Raw genomic sequence first — 21,583 nt, 5'->3', positions numbered from 1 at the left:
AGCTCCGGCAAACTTCAACATGAGTATCTGCAGAATGCATTCCGTACCGCGTTATATGCCCCTCCTCCTCGGCTTTTCCATGGCCGTAGCGGCGTGCAGCCCAGCTGCCGCCACCGTAATCGCGACGCGAAGCTATTCCTATTTTCCCATCAAGGGCAAAACCGCGGACCAACTCGACCAGCAACTGAGCATCAACGGGCCGACGGCCAGTGGCTCGTCCGCCCGCCACCCGGGTGCGACCAAGATCCGCTTCGGCGGCGATGCGACCTATGTTCAGGCCGGAGGGCGCTGCCGCGTCTCCAGCGCCAAGGTCACCGTCCATACGCAGATAATCCTGCCCCGCTGGACCGACCGCAAGGGTGCCAGCAAGCAGTTGTCGATCATCTGGGATGCACTTGCGAGCGACATCAAGCGGCACGAGGAGCGCCATGCAGAGATCGCGCGAAACCAGGCGCGTGTCATGGAAAAGCAGATCCTCGCGCTTCCACCGCAGCGCAGCTGCGAGCGTATGCAGGAGCTCGTCACCGACGTCTCGACTCGCGGCATCGATGAGCACGACAGGTTGCAGGCCCGATTCGACCGAATCGAAGCCGTCAATTTTCAAAGTCGAATGATGAGACTTCTGAACGATCGGATTAAAATATCCGGCGGCGCAAGGTAGCTGATTCTCAAGCTTAACGCGATCACAAAAGGTTAGCCGCGTAACAAAACTTGTGCGAAACCGCAATCGCCCCAGTGATTTAGTGGTTATTTCTCGGTCTAGCTAAATCAACCATAACGCGGTAATATTCAAACATTCGAAAGTTCAGGTCCGTAAGCCCGAACTTTCGCTCCTGGGTTCTCCTGGCGCGTTGCGAAGCCGCGGATGATCCTCCCTCGTCCGCAGGTAATGCGCCTACCTCGCCTCGCTCGTCTAACGGCAAGCGAGGCTTTTTTTGGACTGTGGTGGAATCAGGCCTGCCGCTCGGGCACGTGAACGATGAGCCCGTCCAGAGCCGCCTTCATTCTGATCTGACAGGAGAGGCGCGACGTCGGACGCACGTCAAAGGCGAAATCGAGCATGTCCTCTTCCATCGCCTCAGGCGAGCCGACGCGTTCCGTCCATTCGTCGTCGACGTAGACGTGACAGGTCGCGCAGGCACATGCGCCGCCGCATTCGGCCTCGATACCTGGTACCGAATTGCGCACGGCATTTTCCATAACGGTCGATCCCTGATCGACATCAAGATCGAAGCGCGTGCCGTCGAAGGCGACAATGGTCAGTTTGGGCATGATGATTTCCGGTGGTCGTCAATGGGAGGGTTTGGATTTTTTCTTCCAACAAATCGCCGAGGCAGTCAACATCGACCGCTCGGTGTCCTTCATCACAGATTGAGAAGCGACGCGCTTGTCAAAATGCGCCATGCCGGCGGTCACAAAAAGACCCGCTGCACCGAAATGGATCAGCGGGCCTCTATTCCGTCAGATTTATAGAACTCAGCGGCAAAGCTTGAGGATAAAATTCTCCGCTTCGATCACGGCAATACCGACCGCCGCCATGCTGGCCGCGTCGCCGCAATTGCCCTCAAGCGCCTCGGCAGCCGCATGGACGCGAAACGCCCCGACCGCTCCGGCCGCTCCCTTGAGGCGATGGGCCGCGGCTTCAACGATCTTGGCGTCACCGGACGATATTTCCTGCAGGCAGGCCCGCGCCTGACGCGCAAACATTTGCAGAACTTCGATTTCCAGGCTCTTGTCGCCCATTGTCTGGTTTGCCAGATGCACCAGATCTACCGGACGCTCCTGCGAAGGCCGAGGTCCCTTGCAAATGTCGGGCGCCGCAAACGCAATACTGACTGCTGCCATGTGCCAATCCTCCGTCGTCCATGCCGACTTCCACAAAAGTGCGGGCACCGAGTGGCCATCGCGTTAAATTCCGGCACATTCAGGGCGGATTTCTTGAGGTATGGTTAACGCCAGCTAAACGTCTCTAACGCTTTGGTTTCAAAGGCCCGCTTTTATTAAATCATGTTAACAAGACCTTATTATCCGGGAATTTGAGCGGTTGCGTTAATTGTCTAGCAGTCCCGGATGTGTCACTACGATACTACTGGGCGAGCTTTCCGGTACCTGCCTTTGCTCGCCAAGTGGATAATGGTAATGTTTTGATACCGTCTGTATGAAAAAGCAGCTATCCACTCTGAAATGATATGCTTATCCGTCCTCGGCAATGTGGACGGGCGGGCTCAGAGGCTAAGGTTTTGTGCGGGCTCGGCGGGAAGCCCGAGGCGTTGTTGAACCGGCTGGGATGTAACGAGGCGTAACGTAAATGGCGAACAACAAGTACAGCGAGTCGATCGAGGACAAGGCGTTCAAGGCATTGGACGAGGCGCTCCAGATCGACTTCGGAGAAGACGATACGCTGTCTCGCAACGGCAAGACCGACGCCCCGGAGGCCAAATTGTCCGAAACACCGAGTGCCCGCAATCAACAAGGCTCCAAGGAGCGCGCGCGCCCCGCCAATACGCCTCGCCAGCCCGAGCAGCCGTCTCGCGCCCCGTCCTTCGCCGCCAACGACGCCAACCGCATATCGCCGGCTACGCTTCTCAAGTCCCTGGAGACCGGCTCCAGCCGATCGGCTGTTCGCAACGCAACCATTGTGTCGCTGCTTTGGATCGTCGGCGGTCTCGGCCTCATGGCCCTGCTCTATTCGCCGCAGATCTGGCAGATCCGCTCGCTCGCCGATCTTTTGGCTCTTCCGGGCATTGTTGCCGGCCTCATCGGCATCATCGTGCCGGTGTTGCTGTTCTATGCCTTTGCCGTCATGATGGCGCGCGCCCAGGACATGCGCAACGCAGCACGCTCCATGGCCGAAGTTGCGCTTCGCCTCTCCGAGCCCGAGACCGTCGCTTCCGAACGCATCATGACGGTCGGCCAGGCCGTTCGCCGCGAAGTCTCGGCGATGAACGAAGGCATCGAACGCACCATCGCACGCGCTTCGGAGCTTGAAACCCTCGTCCACTCCGAGGTCAACGCCCTCGAGCGCAGCTACGCCGACAATGAATTGCGCGTGCGCGGCCTCGTCCATGAACTCGGGTCGGAGCGCGAAGCGATCGTCAACCACGCTGAGCGTATCCGCACGTCGATCTCGGGCGTGCATGATCAGCTCAAGGAAGACCTCTCTCTTGCCACGGAAGAGATCGCGATACGCCTTGCGACCTCGGGCGAAGCATTCGCCTCGATGATCGACACGCGCGCCGCGGCGATCACCGAAAAGTCGGAATCGGCCATCCAGTCGCTCGGCACGCTGCTTGCGGCAAAGACGGATTCACTGCTGCAGACGCTCACCTCCTCCGGATTCGCGCTCACCAACGAATTCGACACGCGGCTGGATACCCTGGCGTCGAGCCTGAGCGAGCATGGAGAGCTTGTCCTTCGGCAGTTCGAGACGCGTGCGTCCACGATGGACAGCAACGCAGAGAAGCTGAACGCCGCGCTGAACGACCGTGCCCGCCAGTTGAACGAAATCCTGATCGCCCGCACCCGCGAGATCAACGAGAGCCTGACTGGTGGCGAGCGCACGATCAGCACCACGCTTGATGACGTTCTCTCCAAGCTCAACAGCGCGCTCGACGAGAAGGGTTCGACCTTCCGCCAGAGCCTGCAGTCGAGCGTCGACGACACCATCATGGATCTCGACCTTCGTTCCGGCTTCTTTGACGAACGGCTGCAAGCGACTGTCGCGCAGCTCTCGACCTCGTTCGATGACCGCGTCGCGGAATTCGCCAATGCCTTCGACAAGCGTGCCGGCTCGCTCGACACGAAGCTCATGGAGAGCCTCAACCGCATCAACGACACCATGACCGGCGGTTCGGAGTCGCTGAACGGCATTTTGAGCTCGAGCATCGAACGCCTTGGCGCGTCGCTGACCGATCAATCGTTCGCACTGGCCACTGCCCTCGCGACCAGCCAGGAAGTTATGGAAAGCTCGCTGGCAGGCAAGGTCTCCGAGGTCACCGAGGCTATCCATACCCACACGACAGGCATGACCTCGGCGTTGAGCCACGCCACGTCCGAAATCTCCCTGGCGCTTGCGTCGGGCACCTCGGAACTCCACAATAATCTCTCCGCACGCGCGACAGAGTTCCGCGAAACATTGCTGTCCACGACCTCCGATCTCAGCTCTGCCGTCTCCGCGGGCACCGAGCAAATTACTTCGGCCTTCGGCCGCGCCGACGATCTGAACACGATGATCTCCAAGCGCGCTGCCGATATCACGCACGCGCTCGATTCCGCGCATGAGCGGATCGACGGCGTGATGACCGATCGCGGAGGCGCGCTGACTGCCGCCCTTGCCGACAGCCACGACCGCTTTGAGAGCACCCTGGCAAGCCGCTCGGACGCAATCATCAGCGCCGTCTCGGGCAGCCATGAGCGCCTTGCGGACGCACTCGACGACAAGGCCATGACGCTGGCCATCTCGCTGGATGAGAGCCAGAACCGCTTCGAGGATGCGATCGCCAAGCGTGCGGAAGCGATTGCCGCTTCGATCGCCAGCGGCCATGAGAAGCTCGCCGATACTCTTGATGACAAGGCAATGGCCCTCGCCATCTCCCTCAACGAAGGCCAGTCGCGCATTGAAGACACGCTCGGCCATCACGCCGAAACGATCAGCAACTCGCTTGCCGGCGGGCACGACCGGATCACCGAGGCGCTTGATGACCGTGTCATGGCGCTTACGGTATCGTTGAACGAAGGTCATAGCCGCATCGACGAGGCGCTTGCCCGGCGCGTCGATACCATCGCGAATTCGATTGCTACGGTCCAGGACCGCCTCTCGGATACGCTGGACGAGAAGGCCATGGCGCTCGCGATCTCCTTCGGAGAAAGCCAGAGCCGTTTTGACGATGCACTGGAAGCCCGCACCAACGCCTTGCTCGACACCGTGGCCGGCGCCGAGTCCCGGGTTGCCGGCGCCCTCGTCGACAAGTCGGACGCCATCCGCAGCGCCTACACGGAAAGCCAGGAGCGCCTCGAGCGTTCCCTGAACGAACACGCATCGACGCTTGCCGGCACGCTGTCGAGCGGCAGCGATCGGATCGAGCAGCTGGCTGGCAGCGCCGCGGCCCGCATCGAATACAACCTCAGCAATGCGCATCAGAAATTGGAAACACTGCACGGCGACGCTGCCGCCCGCATCGAAGGCGGTCTTGCGGCTGCGCATGATCGTTTCGAAGCCCTGACCGGCAATGCCGCTACGCGCATCGAAAGCGGCTTGGACTCGGCCCATGAACGCATCCGTTCGACGCTGGCCGATCGCGAGCAGGCTATCAACCTCGCCCTCACCGACGCCCACAGCCGTATCAGCGATACGCTCTCCGATCAGGCGACGACGATCAGCGCCTCGATTGCCACCAGCGTCGGCATGCTGGAAATGTCCCTGGAAGACCATGAAGTCTCGCTTCGCCAGGCGATCGACAACAGTGGCCGGGCCCTGGAAGACCGCCTGCGCGACAGCACCGGTCACATCGCCGGCCGTTTCCAGGAGGCTGCTGGCGAGATCTCACGTTCGGCAGAGACCTTCTCTTCACAGCTCGACCAGTCGATCGAGGGCATGACGGGCCGCTTTGCGGAAACCGGCTCGCGCGTCGAGGCCGGCCTTGCCGCCCTCGAAAACCGCATCCGTGACGGCGTCGGCGGCGTGGCCGAGCAGGTCGACGCCGCTGGCGGTCGCCTCTCCAGCACTTTGTCCGACGGCATTTCCCGCCTCGGAACGCTCGGCGAAGACGCAACGAACCGTATCGCTGCGGCGATCAACGACAGCGCCACGAAGTTTACCGAAACGATCGATCGCCGCACCGCCAACCTCACCTCGGAGATCGACTCCCGTACGGTCAGCATCGACGAGGCGATGGAACGAGGCAGCGTCCGCATCGAGGAGCGCCTGTCCACGATGGACCGGGCCCTCACAGTCGGCCTCGACGCCGTCAATCGCACGATCGAAGGTAAGGCTGCCGGGCTCGCCGCTTCGCTGCGCAGCGCCGTCGCCGAGACGACGAAGGGCATCGACGACGAAGCAGCCCGCGCCGCCGAAAACCTAGGCCGCACCGGCCAGCAGTTTGCCGAAGGCCTCGACGCCAAGAGCAACGAGTTCGCCCGCACGATCGAAGAGCGTGCCGAGCAGATCGTCGGCCGCGTCTCCGACGCCCAGAACCGTTTGGCCGGCCAGGCAGCCGCCGTTGCCCAGACTTTCTCGGAAGCCGGCAATGCCATTATCAAGAAGGTCGCCGAAGCCGAGACCCTCGTCAGTGGCCAGGTTGGCGCCATTTCCCGCGCCCTCGGCGACGCCCAAGCGACTTTCGAAAACCATGGTGCCGGTATCCGCACGACGATTTCCGACGCAAGTCAGGAAATTACCTCAACCATGGCAGACGTCGAACGTGCTCTGGAAGCACGTGGCAATGCAATCCGTTCGAACCTCGAGGATCGCACGCGCGAAATCGACTCGACGCTGACCAATGTCGAAAAGGCGCTCGAGGCGCGTGGCGACGCCATCCGCTCGACGCTCGACGATCGCACCCGCGAGCTCAATTCGATGCTGTCCGGTCGTTCCACGGAGCTGTCGCGCATTCTCGAGGAGACGGCGCGGCCGCTGATCGACCGCTATGCCGAAGCAGGCAAGGACGCCGCCGCGCGCATTACGACAGCGACGGAACGCAGCACCGAGCGCCTGCGCAGTGAGAATGAGGCGCTCGTCAACGCAATCACGGCACGGACCGAAAGCGCATCCTCGGCCGTCGACGCGATGGAAAACAGCCTGCTTGCCAACGTCAACAAGCTGATCGAACGCTTGTCGGACAACAGCTCAGCTATGGGCCAGGTGATGAGCCGTGCCGCCGAAAATCTCGCGGCAGTGGATGGCCGCCTCGGCGATACGACGTCGCGCTTCACCGAGTCTGCCCAGAAGGCCGCCGAAATGGTGTCTGCCTCGACGCGCCTGCTCGAAGGCAAGGTCGACCGCCTCTCGGACATTTCGGGCCAGACGCTTGCCCAGGTCGGCGGTATCATCGGCCGGTTCGACGAACACTCCAAGGTGCTCAGCCAGGCATCCGGCCTGCTGGCAGCCGCTCAATCCAACCTCGTGTCAACGCTCGAGGATCGCGAAAGCGCCCTCCAGAACCTTTCCGTGGGACTCGTCCAGCGCTCCGAGGAAATCGAACGGACGATGCGTGCCCTGGGCGGCATGGTCGAATCCGCATTCGACCGCGCCGAACAGCGCTCCAACCAGGTCAGCGGAACGCTGCGCGAAAGCGTGCAATCCTCGTTCTCCGACATCGGCCGCGTTCTTTCCGAAACCGAAAAGCGGGCTGAGGAAGCCGCCTCAACGATGCGCGCTGCGATCGTCAAGGCCGGCGAAGACGCAAATGCCACAATCGACGGCGCCTTCGGCAACGCCGAACGTCGCTCCAGCGAGCTTTCCAGCCGCTTGCGTGGCGGCCTGACGGCCTCCCTGTCGGAAGTCGAGCGTATGCTGGGCGAGGCAGGTCGTGCATCCGACGGCGCTGCCCAGACCATGCGCGAGTCGCTTCGCGAGGCAGTCGAGGAGGCAGTATCCCGCTTCTCCGGCGCCACCGAGGAGATCCGCCGCTCGGCCGGCGATATCCGCAAGGAACTCGACATGACCCGCAGCGAATTGAAACGCGGTGCATTCGATCTTCCGGAAGAGGCCAAGGAAAGCGCTGCTGCCATGCGCCGCGCCGTTGCCGAGCAGATCAAGGCTTTGCAGGACATCTCGCACATCGTTGGCCGCTCGACGCAGCAACTGGAGATCTCCGAGCCTGCGCCGCGGGCCATTCCTCAGCCTCAGCCTGCGCCACGCCCGGCTCAGCCGGCCGTTACCCAGCAGGCGCCCCAGCCCACCCCTCCCGCAGCCCCCGCCCCGGCTCCGGCAGCAACACCCTCGCCGATCGAGAACCTCGGTCTGCGTGGCTCCCTGACGCATGCAGCCGCAACGCCGCAGCGCGCCCCCGTTGCCGCTCCCCCGGCAAGCGGCGGCTGGATCAGCGACCTCCTGCGTGGTGCATCGCGCGATGAGACCGCCGAGGAAGCTCCAGCACGGCAACCAGCCCCACGCGCCGAGGCTGCCGCGGCGGCACCTGCCCGCACGGCCGATAGCCGCAATCCGCGCCACGTCGTCGAGTCGCTGAACTCGCTTTCGGTAGATATCGCGCGTGCAATCGATCATGACGCTTCGGTCGATCTGTGGCGTCGTTACCAGCGTGGCGAACGGGACGTCTTTACGCGCCGCCTCTACACGCTGAAGGGCCAGCAGACCTTCGACGAGATCAAGCGCAAGTATGATCGCGAGCCGGAGTTCCGCACCGCCGTCGATCGTTATATCGCCGATTTCGAGAAGCTCCTTTCTGATGTTTCCCGCGGCGATCGCGACAAGACGATCACGCAGTCCTATCTGACCTCGGATACCGGCAAGGTCTATACGATGCTTGCTCACGCCGCAGGGCGACTGGGCTAAGCCACACTCAAGGAACAAATGAAATGGCCGCCCAAGAGGCGGCCATTTTCATCTCGGGCGATTGTCCTGACGTCGCTCTCTGCGAAAGGTCGGGTCGGGTCGTGGACGGTGGATCGTGTTACGCCATCGCGCTAGGCCGGCACGCGCCAGCAGGCACCTTGTGGTGCATTGCCGGCGCCCTCTATCAGATCGACTGGAGGGTCCAGTTCACGATCTCAGCCGTCACGCTCGCGAACGCGCGATCGAGACCCTTCACAAGACCGTCGTTGGACCCATTGGCCGGCACCGCTTGTCTGAACACTTTCTGGGTTCTCACGGTGCCATTCCGGTCGTTCACGATCTTGGCCGAAATCTCGACGACCGCGTGGCTGCCACCGGTCGTGTCGATCTCGAAAGCGCGGATATCGGTCACGAGCTGATAGTCGATCGCCAGTCCCTGCCCGGGCACGCCGACGCCGCCGAGCTTGCCTGAGTTCTCGTAGGCTTCGACGAGCTTTGCCTGGACCATGCGCGGCAGCTTGTCGCCCCATTGCGCCTTGGAAAGGTACTGGATCTGCGACGGCGCCACCCGAATGACGATCTGTTCGCTGTCGATCGCCCGCAACGCAGTTGGCTGCTGCACCAGGATCTGCCGGCCCCTGGCCGCCGGCCCACTGCCAGTCACCGACGCGGAGAGGTCGTAGGTGTCGTTCCTGGCAGCCGTCCCACAGCCTGCCAGACCCGCCAATAGCGGCAGCGTAATCGCGGTCGTCGATAGCCACGAACGACGCTGCAACAGATCCGATACGGCCATATGCGCTCCCCTAATATCCCTATTAACGCCGCGTCCGGCCGTCATATTGCTTTACGGTATCCCCACCGAAGATCAGCCGCTGCGGATTGCGGTCAAAATTGCCGATCGCATCGTTGAGGTTTTGCACGGTGGAGCGCGTGTCGTTGATGAGCGACTGCACATCGCGCAGCCCACCGCTGGAAAATTTCTGCAAGTTGTCCGCAATAGGACCGATGCGCGAATTCAGATTGTCGGCGACCTTCTTGAATGAGGTGAGCGTGTCACGCGCCTGCGCAAACAGCGACTGCGTATTGTCCGTACCGAGCAGCGCGTCCAGCTTGATCAGAATGCCGTCGACACGTGTGGAGGCCGCGTTCAGCTTGTTCGCCATCTGCGAAACATTCTGGATCGTCTGGTCGATGTCCTTCTGCCGAGCCGAAACAGTGTTCGCGACGTCCTTGATCGAAGCGACTGCGGTGCGTGCGTCCTTTGTCGCCTGCGAGATATCGTCGACGGATCCCTTGACCTTCGCCGGGTCGATCTGCGCGACCAACGTATCTACTCGATCGAGCGTCGCCTGCGCCTTCTTGCCGAGGTCGTTGTACGTAGTCGCCGTTTCCTGGAACTTCTGGATCGCTCCCTTGAAGTTTCCCGAAGCATCGGCGACGTCGCGGCTGACTTTCTCGGCATTGCTGAGAATGGTGTCGATCTTCTTCGCGTCGACGGCCTTCACGAGGGCCTCGACCGCTTCCAGCGTCGAGTCGACACGACCCGAGACCTTACGCACGGTCTCGGAGAGTTGGCCGACACTCTGCAGGAACGAGTCGATGTTGCCTGAGTTCTTGGCCAGTGCATCGGAGAAGGTCTCGGCATTCTGCAATGTCTTCGTCAGCGGCCCGCGTGCATCCGTCACAAAGCCCTGAATCTGCCCGACAGCATCGTTCGCTCTGTCAAGAATCTTGTCTGCCGTCGCCAGAAGGTTCGTGACACTCGACTGATCCGCGACGATGACCGCTCGCTTTCCGGTCTCGAGGGACTGTTGAAGGATGTTCTTTTCGCCGATCCTCCCGCCCGAAAGTTCGATATAGGCAGCACCCGTCAGACCCTGGATTTCAAGGATGGCTTTCGTCGAGGGATAGATAGGCGCGTCGACCCGCACCTCGGTGAACGCCAGTGAGAAACTGGGATCGTCGGCATCGATGGACAGCGACTTGACCGAACCGACCTGAATGCCGTTGAACCGCACCGGCGAGCCGACGCTCAAGCCGTTCGCGGAGCCGGGAATCCGGACGATCAGTTCGGCCATCGGCCCACCGCGCCCATATTCCGCCATCCAGTAAACGAAACCGAACGCCGCCGCGATAACGAGCACCGTGAAAAAGCCGACAATCGTGTAGTTCGCTTTTGTTTCCATCGTATCCGCTCACTTCCCGCGGCTATCTTGCGCCAGGCTGTCCTTGCCTGCGTGGCCACGCTGCGGCACGACCGAACGCGCCCGCTTGCCCTTGAAATAAGCCTGAACCCAAGGATCGTCGCAGGCCAGCATGTCGTCGATCGTTCCCTCGACCAATACCCGCTTCTTGCCAAGCACCGCAATCCGGTCACAGACCGAGAAGAGACTGTCGAGGTCGTGCGTGACCATGTAGACGGTCAGGCCGAGGGTGTCCCTGAGCCTTGCGATGAGCTCGTCGAACTCCGCGGCACCGATCGGGTCGAGGCCCGACGTTGGCTCGTCAAGGAAGACCAATTCCGGATCGAGCGCAAGCGCGCGTGCCAGCGCAGCACGCTTGATCATGCCGCCCGAAAGCTCCGACGGGTATTTGTCGGCGGCATCAGCCGCAAGCCCGACGAGGCGGATCTTGAGCTGCGCGAGTTCGTCCATCAGCGACTGGGGCAGGTCCAGATACTCGCGCATTGGAACCTGGATGTTCTCCCGGACGGTCAGCGACGAAAACAGCGCCCCCTGCTGGAACAGCACACCGAGCCGCATGTCGAGCGCGTTGCGCTGCGGCTCGTCCAACTCATCGAAGTCCTGACCGAGAATCTTGATCGTTCCAGAGCGCCGCGGCAGCAACCGAAGCACCGTCCGCATCAAGACCGACTTGCCCGTTCCCGACGCTCCGACAAAACCGAGAATTTCGCCGCGATAGATATCCAGATCCAGATGGTCGAGAACAACCTTCGACCCGAAAGCGACGGTCACGCCGCGCGCTGATAGCACGACATCTCGCTCCTCGTTGTTTCCGGTCTCTGTATGCTGCCCGTCCACGTACAATCCTTAGAAATTGATGGCCGCATAGAACATGGCAAAAAGCCCGTCCATGAGGATAACGACAAAGATCGCCTTCACTACCGCCGCGGTCACGTGCTGGCCAAGCGACTCGGCGCTGCCGCCTACCTTTAAGCCCTCGACCGCCGCAACGATACCGATAACCAGCGCCATGAACGGCGCCTTGATCATCCCGGACAGCACCGTCGACAGCGTGATCGCCTCATGCAGGCGGGAGACGAAGTTGGCGAAGGTGATGCCGGAATAGGCCCAGGCGACCACGGCTGCGCCGGCGAGCGAGGCAAAGTTCGCGATGACCGTCAACAGCGGCAGCGCCACCGTAAGGGCAACTAGGCGCGGGAAAATCAGCACGCCCACGGGATTGAGCCCCATGACCTTCAATGCGTCCACTTCCTCGCGCATCTTCATCGAGCCGATTTCAGCCGTGATGGCGCTGCCCGAGCGGCCGGCAATCATGATGGCGGTGAGAAGCACACCGATTTCGCGAAGCTGCAGGATACCGACGAGATCGACGACGAAGACTTCGGCGCCAAAATAGCGGAGCTGAAAGGCGCCCTGCTGCGCGATGATCGCACCAATCAGAAACGACATCAGCAATATGATCGGCACCGCGCGCACGCCCATGTGGTCGATCTGGTTGACGATCGACGCCGGCGATACGCCGCTGCCTCGCCCGAATTTCATTTGCGCGCCGCGGACAGCGGAGCCGAGGATATACATCGCGGCCGCGAGGTTGTTCCAGAGCTCGGAGGTGATCTTGCCGATCGGTGCGAAGATCCGCTCCGGCCAGCTTGCGCTTGGCTGCGGCTCCTGCTCGGGCTGCGGCGGTTCCTCGGAAAACTCCGCGATCATCTCGTCGATATGGGTGTTACTGCCTTCGAAGCGCACGGTCCCACCGGCGCCTTCCACCTGCTTCTTCAGCCGGCAGAGCAGCCAGACGCCCGCAGTGTCGATATCGGTCACGCCTGATAGGTCGAGTGTCACCTCGCCGCTTCGGCCGGCGGTAAGCTTGTCGAAGTCACGCAAAACGAGATGCAGGTTGGCGCTTCGCCAGTTCCCTTCGATATGAACGAACTGACCCACGCCATGGCTCTGGTCGTCCACATGCAGTGAGGCGGCGTTACGGGTTTCGGACTTCAAAACGCTTGTGTCTTTCAAGGCTTACGGCGACATTGCCGACTCGCGAACTAACGGTTCGCCGCTTCGGATCAATATACCCAAGCCGCACCAAATTTCCATGCGCGCAGGATTGCAAATATGCCACGGTCACTTCAAATTCAGACGGATTCCTTCCCCATAGCGGGCACATTCTCGATCTCGCGGGGCGCCAAAACGTCGGCAGACGTGATCCTCTGCATAATCCGGGAAAACGGGTTTGCCGGCCGAGGCGAATGCGTTCCCTATCGCCGTTATGGCGAGACCATGGAAAGCGTGGCAGCACAGATCGAAGCGGCAAAGCCGTTGATTGAAGCCGGCCTGACGCGAAAGGAACTTCAGCGAGCTATGCCTCCCGGCGCCGCGCGCAATGTCGTTGACTGCGCCCTCTGGGATCTGGAAGCCAAGAGTTCGGGCGAAACCGTGATCATGGCGCTTGGCCTGGCGCAGCCGCAGCCGCTGACGACCGCCTTCACGATCTCGCTCGGCGAACCTGACGTCATGGCTGCACAGGCGCGCGCAAACGCCGATCGGGCCCTCCTGAAGGTCAAGGTCGGCACCGGCGATGACGAAAGCCGTATCCGCGCGGTTCGCGAGGCAGCGCCCAATGCGGCGATCATCCTCGATGCCAATGAGGGCTGGCCTGACGAAACGCTTGAGCATCATCTGCGCATCGCTGCCGAGATGGGCGTCGCCTTGGTCGAACAGCCGCTGCCGGCCGGCAAGGATGAATTTCTGGCGGAGATCCGTCGTCCCGTCCTCGTTTGCGCGGATGAAAGCGTCCACCATACCGGGGACCTCGCCAGCCTTCGCGACCGCTACGACGCGATCAATATCAAGCTCGACAAAACGGGTGGCCTCACGGAGGCGCTTGTGATGAAGAAAGAGGCGCAACGCCTTGATTTCAAGATCATGGTCGGCTGCATGGTCGGCACGTCGCTGGCAATGGCGCCAGCCGTGCTGCTGGCCCAGGACGCCGAGTTCGTCGACCTCGATGGACCGCTGCTGCTTGCTCGCGACCGCGAACCGGGACTGCGTTATACGGCCTCTCTCGTTTTCCCGCCGGAAACGACGCTCTGGGGCTGAAGATAGTAAGCCGCGATAACCAGCCCGAGACCGGTCAGGGCGACGAGTGCCATCACGTAGTAGCTTGCGAGGCCGAGCCAAGCGTAGATGTAACCGGAGGCGATGGTCATCAGCCCCATGAACATGCCGTTGTAGAAGAAATACGCGCCCTGCGCCGACGATTCCTGCGTCTCCTGCACCGAGGCGACGATACGTGTCTGCACGCCCGTATGCACGAACGCATAGGTGCAGGAATGCATGCACTGAAGCAGGAAGAAGCCCCAGAACCCCCAATGCATCGGGAACAGAATCCAGCGACACACGCTGACCGCCGCCCCGAACCGGATTAGCGTCCAGGCGCTGAACCGGCGGTTCAGCCGGCGGGAAAGAAAGAAGACGGTCACTTCGGCCGCAACGCCAGCACTCCACAAAACGGCGATCTCGGTGCCGGAAAAGCCGAGTTCTCGCCAGTAGAGGGATGCGAAGGCCTGCAGCACCGCGTGGCTCGACTGCTGGATTGCGACCCCGATCAGCAACGCCAACAAATGGGGCTGGCGCAGAGAACTCCCCGTTGCAGCCGAGATATCGACAGGTATCCCGCGCCTGCGCGTCGGGCCGATCCGGGGACAATAGATAGCCATCACAACAGTCATAACAAAGCCAAAGGTCATGACCGGCAACACCATCTCGCCACCCCAATGCCCGATCAGCTGCCCGCCGATCAGAGTGGAGACGATGAACGCTACCGACCCCCATACCCGCATGGAGCCGTAATCCAGACCCCAGCGCCGCACTCCGGAGATCACGATCGATTCGACAACCGGGACATAACAGGCAAAGGTCGCTCCCTGGATCGTGTAGACGATCAGCACCGGCCAGAATGTGTTCGTCCAGTAGAGCGCGATGGCTGTCAGCAGCGACAGGACTCCGGAAAACAGCAGCACATCCGCTCGCTCCCTCATCCGGTCGGCATACATCGCCACGATCGGGGCGACGAGCACGCGCACGACCATCGGCACCGCGAGGATGACGCCGATCTCGTGGTCGTTGAATTCGTGCTGTGCAAGCCACATCGGAAAGAAGGGCAACGCAACGCCATTGACGAGCAGGGGCGCGCAGTAAGACAGGGCACTGAGAAGCCGAAAGCGCGGCGGGGCGCCCTCGCCTGTCTGAGGGTTTTGAGCGGGAATCATTAGGTGGACCTGCAGGAAACTGAACGCTGCCTATCACGTCAACCTAAGGGCGACTATGGCAAGAAATTGCCCGATTGAAACGTTTAAAAAAATAAATAGGGCCTGTCGCAAAGACACAACGGGCTAAACTGATGCATTGAATTGCTGGCTTGGGAGATTGCGCCTAAGCGGCTTGCGGGGCGACGTCCTTTTCGCGATGCCCGATCGCCATCGGGACCGCCTGCGTACCGCTCATGGAACGCCATTCGATCAATTCAAAGGCGCCGTCTTGATGCTCGGCGATCGCCGTACAGCTTTCGACCCAGTCTCCAGTGTTGATGTAACGGATCCCGTCCATGTCTTCCATGACAGCGTGATGAATGTGGCCACAAATCACGCCGTCCGCACCGTGCTTACGGGCTTCGTCGGCAACGACGCGCTGGAACTCGCCTATGAAGTTGACTGCATGCTTCACCTGAAGCTTGGCCCATGCGGAAAACGACCAGTACGGCATCCCCATCCGGCGACGGATTGCTGCTAGGCCAATATTGATTATGATCGCCATGTCGTATGCCCAGTCGCCGAGATAGGCGAGCAGGCGGGCGTTGCGCACCACGACGTCGAACTCGTCGCCATGCAGCACGAGGTACTTCTTGCCGTCGGCCGCTTCGTGCATGATGCGCTCGGCAACCTCGATGCCACCGAAATGGGTGCCTGGAAAGTCACGAAGGAATTCGTCGTGATTGCCGGGGATATAAACCACCCGCGTGCCCTTGCGCGCCTTGCGCAGCAGCTTCTGGACCACGTCGTTGCAATCCTGCGGCCAGTACCAGCTGCGCTTCAGTCGCCAGCCATCGATGATATCGCCGACGAGGACGATGGTATCGGCCTCGTGATGCTTGAGAAAATCCAACAGGAAGTCCACCTTCGCGGCCTTGGAGCCGAGATGCACATCGGAAATGAAAAGCGTACGGAAGTGCCGCGTATCCATATTGTCCCTCACAAGCATCCTGCTCGTGTCCCATGGTTCACCTGACCTTCCAAAACCAGAGTCGTGTTTCAGGAAGATGACATCCGGTTGTCACGCCCGATTTTCCCGGTCTCTACAGACCTGCGCTCCCGTCACGGCAGATTTGCGCTGTTTTCGCATTTCGAACGGAAATTCCGACTGTTCGACCATCCCGTTTGATGTATTGAAGGCAGTTCAAAGACAGCATGCGGCAGCCGGAGGCGATGATGGATCATCACGAAAAGTCCAAGACGGAAAAGAATTTGGCAGGTGGAAGCCTCGACGAGCAGGCGCTCTACTTCCATCGCTATCCGCGTCCGGGCAAGCTTGAAATCCAGGCAATCAAGCCGCTCGGCAACCAGCGCGACCTGGCGCTGGCCTATTCCCCCGGCGTCGCAGCACCCTGTCTCGCCATCCGTGACAATCCCGAGACGGCCGCCGACTATACCTCGCGCGCAAATCTCGTAGCGGTCATTTCCAACGGTACGGCCGTTCTCGGCCTCGGCAATATCGGTCCGCTGGCATCAAAGCCGGTCATGGAGGGTAAGGCCGTCCTCTTCAAGAAGTTTGCCAACATCGATGTCTTCGATATCGAGGTCGATGCAACGAGTGTCGATCAGATGGTCTCGACCGTCGCCTCGCTCGAGCCGACCTTCGGCGGCATCAATCTCGAGGACATCAAGGCGCCGGAATGTTTCGAGATCGAGCGCCGTCTCCGCGAGACCATGAAGATCCCGGTTTTCCATGACGACCAGCATGGCACGGCCATCATCGTCGCTGCGGCGATCCTCAATGGCCTGGAACTGGCCAACAAGAAGATCGACGAGGTCAAGATCGTCGCTTCGGGCGCGGGTGCCGCTGCCCTCGCCTGCCTCAACCTCCTCGTCACGCTGGGCGCCAAACGCGAGAATATCTGGGTCCACGACATCGAAGGCCTGGTCTACGAAGGCCGTACAGAGTTGATGGACGAGTGGAAGAGCGTCTACTCCCAAAAGAGCGACACGCGCACGCTTGCGGAAAACATCGGTGGCGCCGACGTATTCCTTGGCTTGTCTGCCGCCGGCGTGCTGAAGCCGGAACTGCTGGCGCAGATGGCCGAAAACCCGCTGATCATGGCGCTCGCCAATCCGACGCCGGAGATCATGCCCGATCTCGCCCGCGCTGCCCGCCCCGATGCAATGATCTGCACCGGTCGTTCCGACTTCCCGAACCAGGTGAACAATGTTCTTTGCTTCCCCTACATCTTCCGGGGTGCTTTGGATTGCGGCGCGGTCACCATCAACGAAGAAATGAAGATGGCTGCCGTGCGCGCCATCGCGGCACTTGCGCGCGAGGAGCCGTCCGACGTCGCCGCCCGCGCCTATTCGGGTGAAACGCCGGTCTTCGGCCCGAACTACCTGATCCCTTCGCCCTTCGACCCGCGCCTGATCCTGCGGATCGCCCCGGCGGTCGCGAGGGCTGCCGCCGAAAGCGGTGTCGCCTTGCGTCCGATCACCGATTTCGACGCCTATCTCGACCAGCTCAACCGTTTCGTCTTCCGTTCCGGCTTCATCATGAAACCGATCTTTGCTGCGGCGAAGAATGCCGAGCGCAAGAGGGTCATCTTCTCGGAAGGTGAGGATGAACGCGTGCTGCGCGCCGCGCAGGTGCTGCTGGAAGAAGGCATTGCCGAACCGATCCTGATCGGCCGCCCGCAGGTCATCGAAACGCGCCTCCAGCGCTACGGCCTGCGCATCCGCCCGCTTTCGGATTTCGACGTCATCAACCCGGAAGACGATCCGCGCTTCCGCGAATATGTCGATCTCTACTTCTCGCTGGTCGGGCGTCGCGGCGTCATTCCGGAGGCCGCCCGCACGATCGTTCGTACCAACACGACCGTCATCGGCGCGCTGGCGCTGAAGCGCGGCGAAGCCGACGCTCTGATCTGCGGCCTGGAAGGCCGTTACGAGAAGCATCTGCGCGACGTTCGCCAGATCATCGGCAAGCGGCATGACGTCTGCGACTTCTCGGCACTCAGCCTGCTGATCTCGCAGCGCGGAGCCACGTTCTTCACGGACACCTACGTCACCTTCAATCCGACTGCGGAAGAAATCGCCGAGTCCGCGGTTCTCGCCGCCGAGGAAATCAAGCGCTTCGGCATTACGCCGCGCGTGGCCCTCGTTTCCCACTCGAATTTCGGCTCGCGTGAATCCGAGAGCGCGACGAAGATGCGTGCTGCTCTCAAGCTCGTTCGCGAAGCAGCCCCGGAGCTTGAAGTCGACGGCGAGATGCATGGCGAGAGCGCGATCTCCGACGCCCTGCGCAAGCGCGTCATGCCCGACACGACCCTGCATGACGAAGCGAACCTGCTGGTCTTCCCGAACCTGGATTCGGCGAATATCACCCTCGGCGTCGTGAAATCGATGATCGACGGCTTGCATGTAGGGCCGATCCTGCTGGGCGCTGCGCTGCCGGCGCACATCCTGGCGCCCTCGGTGACCTCCCGCGGTGTCGTCAACATGGCTGCCCTCGCCGTCGTCGAGGCTTCACAGCCGGCGTGATTTGCGGCCGATCGAGAAAATGCGCTAAGATTCCGACTGCAGCCTGTTAAGACAAACGGGCTAGCAATGGAGGCGCGGCAGGACGCCGCGCCTTACGACCTGCTCACCGATGGGACGATGCCTTGAACCGCTGGATTCTGTCATTCGCAGCCGCACTTGTGTTGATCGGCTCGGCCCATGCCCAGGTGCCGGCGATCTGCGGAGACCTGCGTGCCCGCCTTGCCGATCTGCCGCAAATCATCGGCAGCACGCCCGAGGTGCGCAAATTCGCCAGCGCCATCGCCGAACAGAACCTTGAGCTTCGCAAGGTCCGCAGCGATCTCCGTCAGAACGGCTGCACAAGCGGCAGCATGGTCGTGATCGGCGACGATGACGGCTATTGCGGGGAGCTTGAGCGCGCGGAGAGCAAAATGGTCGACAACATCCGTTATCTGCAGCAGCGGCGCGACGAGCTGCGTGGCCAAAGCGAGGATGTCCGCACGCGAAACGAGCTTCTTGCGGCGCTCGATGACAATGGCTGCAACGAGGAACAGTGGCCCGCCGACAGCGGCGATGGATATGCACCGCCTCCAAGCATTGAAGATCAGGCGCTGCGAAACGACACCTTCGTACCGCCGGGTGGCGATCCCGGCCAGCGCCGCTACGGTCTCCCCGGCATGTCGACGCCCTCTCATCTCAATACCGTCTGTGTGCGCACCTGCGACGGTGGCTTTTTTCCGTTAAGCTCGAATGCAACCTCGCAGGACTTCGCCCGCGATGCCGACACCTGCTCGAAGATGTGTCCCGGCATCGACACAGAGCTCTTTTATCATGACGTCTCCAGCACTGAGACTTCACAGATGATATCGGCGGCCACGGGCGCTCCTTACAGCGCGATGCCGAACGCTTTCGCCTACAAGAACCGAAAACCCGGCGAAAAATCATCCTGCAGCTGCGACCTCAACGCCTACTATGAGCGGATGCGAAAAAGCCAATCAATCAGCGAACCGCCGCAACAAGGATCGATCACCACGATCGAAACCAAGAAGCCCGAGCCAGCGAGCAAGGTCGCCGCCCCGGCTGCACCGCAGCCTCAGGTGCCGGACAGGCCATATGATCCGGCGACCAACAAGGTGCGCCAGATCGGTCCGCAGTTCTTGGCCGGCGACCAAGGCACAATCGACCTCAAGCATCCGGCAAAGCCGGGCCCTCAGCCGCAGCAGCAATAGCCGCCCTCAGTCCGCTGGATTGTCCCAGCGATCCGTAAACACCAGTTCCTCCAGCAGCAATCGCTGGCGCCATCCTTTGACGGCGAGTTCCGGCTGGTCATAGAGCCGGTCGACATAGCCGACGCAGAGCCAGGCAACGATCTCGACCCGATCAGGAACACCGAGGATGTCCTTGATGTCGGACTCGTGAAAGATGCTCACCCAGCCGACCCCCACGCCTTCGGCTCGGGCGGCGAGCCACAGATTCTGCACGGCACAGACCGTGGAGTAGGAATCCATCCGCCGATTGTGCGTCCTGCCAAGAACGACATCGCCGCAGCGATGCGGATCGCAGGTCACGCAGATGCTGAGCGGTGCGGTGCGGATGCCCTCAAGCTTCAGTGACCGGTAGAGCTGTTGCCGCCCGCCTTCAAACATCTCGCCCGCCTCGCGGTTGGCGCGATCGAAGGCCTGCCACGCGGCCTCCTTCACCTTATCATCGCGCACCAGGATGAAATTCCAGGGCTGCATGAACCCAACGGACGGCGCGTGATGTGCGGCCGTCAGAAGCCTTTTGACGACGTCGTCCGGTATGGCATCCGGGAGAAACTCGGAACGCACGTCGCGTCGCGTCGAAATCGCCCTGTAGACGGCGTCGCGTTCCTCGTTCGAAAAGGCTGCGGCTCCCGACAGGGAGCCTGAGTGGTCTGGTCGCATCGTCAATCCCCAACAACACAACCGCCCGCAGTCCACGCGGGTCAGTCTATGATGTCGGGCCGGTCTTCTGACTTGGCGTCATCCGACTGCCGCGCCTTCCCGGTACTGGACCAGTGGCTCTTTGCGGCAGCCGTCAGCCTTACAGCGTTGGGCACGTTTCGGTCTTTCACCGAATTCCCGATTCTCCCGCCTGCGACGGGCACCCGACGGACGCGTCTATGCCTATAAACCCTGGCCGACGCAATCCCTTAATCCGAGACGGGAAAGTAGCGCACATAGGCGAACTCATCACCTGACGGCGACCAGTTGGGCACGTTGATCGTTCCCTGCCCGCCGAAGAGATCGAAGAGCGTCGTCAGGTTTCCGCCATCCGTGTCCATCAGCCGCAGGCGAACATCGAAATCGCGTGGATGGTCGAACACATCAGGATCGTAAGAAAGGATCAGAACCTTGTCGTTGTTGGGCGACGGATGGGCAAACCAGTTCCCATAGTTGTCACTGGTGACCTGCTCGAGACCGGTCCCATCGGGATGGATTCGCCAGATTTGCATGAGGCCGGTGCGGCTAGAATTGAAGTAGATCCATTGACCGTCGGCGGAATAGTCCGGCCCGTCATTGCGCCCCTCGCCGTGGGTCAGCCGCTTTTCTTCGCCGCCGTCAACGGAGATCGTGTAGATATCGAACAAATCGTTGCGGATGCCACAATAGGCGAGTTGCTTCCCGTCGGGCGACCAGCCGTGCCAATAGGATGGCCGATTTTGCGTCACCAGCCGCGGCGTACCACCTTCGGCCGGCAGCACATAAATCGTCGACTTCCCGAACTCGGTTTTGTCGGAGATGACGATCTGGCGGCCATCGGGCGAAATGCCGTGGTCGTTGTTGCAGGTCGTCGCAAAGCCGGTATCGACCTTGCCGACCTTGCTCGAACCATCAAGTGCGAGACGGTAGAGGAGTCCGTCGCCGTTCAACAGTAGATAGGTCCCATCCGGCGAAAAGTTCGGCGCCTCAACGAGTTGCGTGGTTTGCCAGACGACGCGCGCCTCGCCTGTCCTGATGCTGTAGATCTCAACGGAACTGCGCAATCTGAATCCTCCTGAGCATCGAATCCGCCAGACCTACGACGGCTCGCCACTCAGCACAAGCAAATGCGCCTGACCGAGAATC

At 61.3% G+C, this 21,583-nt stretch carries 15 protein-coding genes and 1 riboswitch; of the genes, 5 read left to right on the top strand and 10 right to left on the bottom strand.

Annotation, left to right across the window (positions count from 1 at the left end; all coding sequences use genetic code 11):
* The first annotated feature begins 34 nt into the window (after nt 1-34).
* Nucleotides 35-661: a DUF922 domain-containing Zn-dependent protease gene (locus IB244_RS15985; protein ID WP_018854843.1), complete on the top strand. Its 627-nt coding sequence runs from the start codon at nt 35-37 to the stop codon at nt 659-661.
* A 290-nt stretch (nt 662-951) separates the two neighbouring features.
* Here IB244_RS15985 and IB244_RS15980 read toward each other — a convergent pair whose 3' ends face one another.
* Entirely contained in the window at nt 952-1,272 is a 321-nt protein-coding gene (locus tag IB244_RS15980) for a 2Fe-2S iron-sulfur cluster-binding protein (protein ID WP_169680255.1), read from the bottom strand.
* 204 nt (nt 1,273-1,476) lie between these two features.
* Complete coding sequence (locus IB244_RS15975; RefSeq protein ID WP_062370807.1) at nt 1,477-1,845, bottom strand: Hpt domain-containing protein; 369 nt, start codon at nt 1,843-1,845, stop codon at nt 1,477-1,479.
* A 463-nt stretch (nt 1,846-2,308) separates the two neighbouring features.
* Between IB244_RS15975 and IB244_RS15970 the strand changes: the two genes are divergently transcribed.
* Nucleotides 2,309-8,512 (top strand): hypothetical protein, encoded by a 6,204-nt coding sequence (locus IB244_RS15970; RefSeq protein ID WP_192304786.1) that lies wholly within the window; start codon nt 2,309-2,311, stop codon nt 8,510-8,512.
* 184 nt (nt 8,513-8,696) lie between these two features.
* Here IB244_RS15970 and IB244_RS15965 read toward each other — a convergent pair whose 3' ends face one another.
* Genes IB244_RS15965 through IB244_RS15950 form a run of 4 tightly spaced genes read right to left on the bottom strand, consistent with a single transcriptional unit; the run spans nt 8,697 to nt 12,732 of the window.
* Nucleotides 8,697-9,305 (bottom strand): ABC-type transport auxiliary lipoprotein family protein, encoded by a 609-nt coding sequence (locus tag IB244_RS15965; protein WP_018854838.1) that lies wholly within the window; start codon nt 9,303-9,305, stop codon nt 8,697-8,699.
* A 22-nt stretch (nt 9,306-9,327) separates the two neighbouring features.
* Nucleotides 9,328-10,698, bottom strand: a complete 1,371-nt coding sequence (locus tag IB244_RS15960) for an MCE family protein (RefSeq protein ID WP_018854837.1) — start codon at nt 10,696-10,698, stop codon at nt 9,328-9,330.
* Between the two features lie 9 nt (nt 10,699-10,707).
* Nucleotides 10,708-11,553, bottom strand: a complete 846-nt coding sequence (locus tag IB244_RS15955) for an ABC transporter ATP-binding protein (protein ID WP_192304784.1) — start codon at nt 11,551-11,553, stop codon at nt 10,708-10,710.
* 9 nt (nt 11,554-11,562) lie between these two features.
* The gene (locus tag IB244_RS15950; protein WP_192304782.1) at nt 11,563-12,732 is read right to left on the bottom strand and encodes an MlaE family lipid ABC transporter permease subunit; all 1,170 of its coding nucleotides are present in this window, start codon (nt 12,730-12,732) and stop codon (nt 11,563-11,565) included.
* Nucleotides 12,733-12,831: 99 nt separating this feature from the next.
* Here IB244_RS15950 and dgcA point away from each other — a divergent pair, with 99 nt between their 5' ends.
* The gene (gene dgcA / locus IB244_RS15945) at nt 12,832-13,815 is read left to right on the top strand and encodes an N-acetyl-D-Glu racemase DgcA (RefSeq protein ID WP_192240601.1); all 984 of its coding nucleotides are present in this window, start codon (nt 12,832-12,834) and stop codon (nt 13,813-13,815) included.
* On the opposite strand, the gene IB244_RS15940 is transcribed toward dgcA, so the two are convergent.
* Together IB244_RS15940 and IB244_RS15935 are read right to left on the bottom strand one after the other, a co-directional pair.
* Entirely contained in the window at nt 13,767-14,987 is a 1,221-nt protein-coding gene (locus IB244_RS15940) for an MFS transporter (protein ID WP_018854833.1), read from the bottom strand. The two genes, dgcA and IB244_RS15940, sit on opposite strands and share 49 nt — an antisense overlap.
* 163 nt (nt 14,988-15,150) lie before the next feature.
* Nucleotides 15,151-15,957, bottom strand: a complete 807-nt coding sequence (locus tag IB244_RS15935; RefSeq protein ID WP_409564068.1) for a UDP-2,3-diacylglucosamine diphosphatase — start codon at nt 15,955-15,957, stop codon at nt 15,151-15,153.
* A 245-nt stretch (nt 15,958-16,202) separates the two neighbouring features.
* On the opposite strand from IB244_RS15935, the gene IB244_RS15930 reads away from it, so the two are divergent.
* Both IB244_RS15930 and IB244_RS15925 read left to right on the top strand, forming a co-directional pair.
* Nucleotides 16,203-18,515: an NADP-dependent malic enzyme gene (locus IB244_RS15930; protein WP_113471035.1), complete on the top strand. Its 2,313-nt coding sequence runs from the start codon at nt 16,203-16,205 to the stop codon at nt 18,513-18,515.
* 122 nt (nt 18,516-18,637) lie between these two features.
* Nucleotides 18,638-19,723 carry a DUF2865 domain-containing protein gene (locus IB244_RS15925; RefSeq protein WP_192304780.1) on the top strand — a complete coding sequence of 362 codons (1,086 nt, stop codon included), beginning with the start codon at nt 18,638-18,640 and terminating at the stop codon, nt 19,721-19,723.
* 6 nt (nt 19,724-19,729) lie between these two features.
* On the opposite strand, the gene bluB is transcribed toward IB244_RS15925, so the two are convergent.
* Both bluB and IB244_RS15915 read right to left on the bottom strand, forming a co-directional pair.
* Nucleotides 19,730-20,419, bottom strand: a complete 690-nt coding sequence (gene bluB / locus IB244_RS15920) for a 5,6-dimethylbenzimidazole synthase (protein ID WP_192304778.1) — start codon at nt 20,417-20,419, stop codon at nt 19,730-19,732.
* A 39-nt stretch (nt 20,420-20,458) separates the two neighbouring features.
* Nucleotides 20,459-20,641: riboswitch (cobalamin riboswitch) on the bottom strand.
* Between the two features lie 26 nt (nt 20,642-20,667).
* The gene (locus IB244_RS15915) at nt 20,668-21,501 is read right to left on the bottom strand and encodes a TolB family protein (RefSeq protein WP_192304776.1); all 834 of its coding nucleotides are present in this window, start codon (nt 21,499-21,501) and stop codon (nt 20,668-20,670) included.
* Nucleotides 21,502-21,583: the final 82 nt, after the last annotated feature.

The sequence above is a fragment of the Rhizobium sp. RHZ02 genome (assembly GCF_014851575.1).
Classification (GTDB): Bacteria; Pseudomonadota; Alphaproteobacteria; order Rhizobiales; family Rhizobiaceae; genus Rhizobium; species Rhizobium altiplani.
The sequence above is the reverse complement of the archived record's forward strand: the minus strand, read 5'-3'. Positions and strand labels throughout refer to the sequence as shown.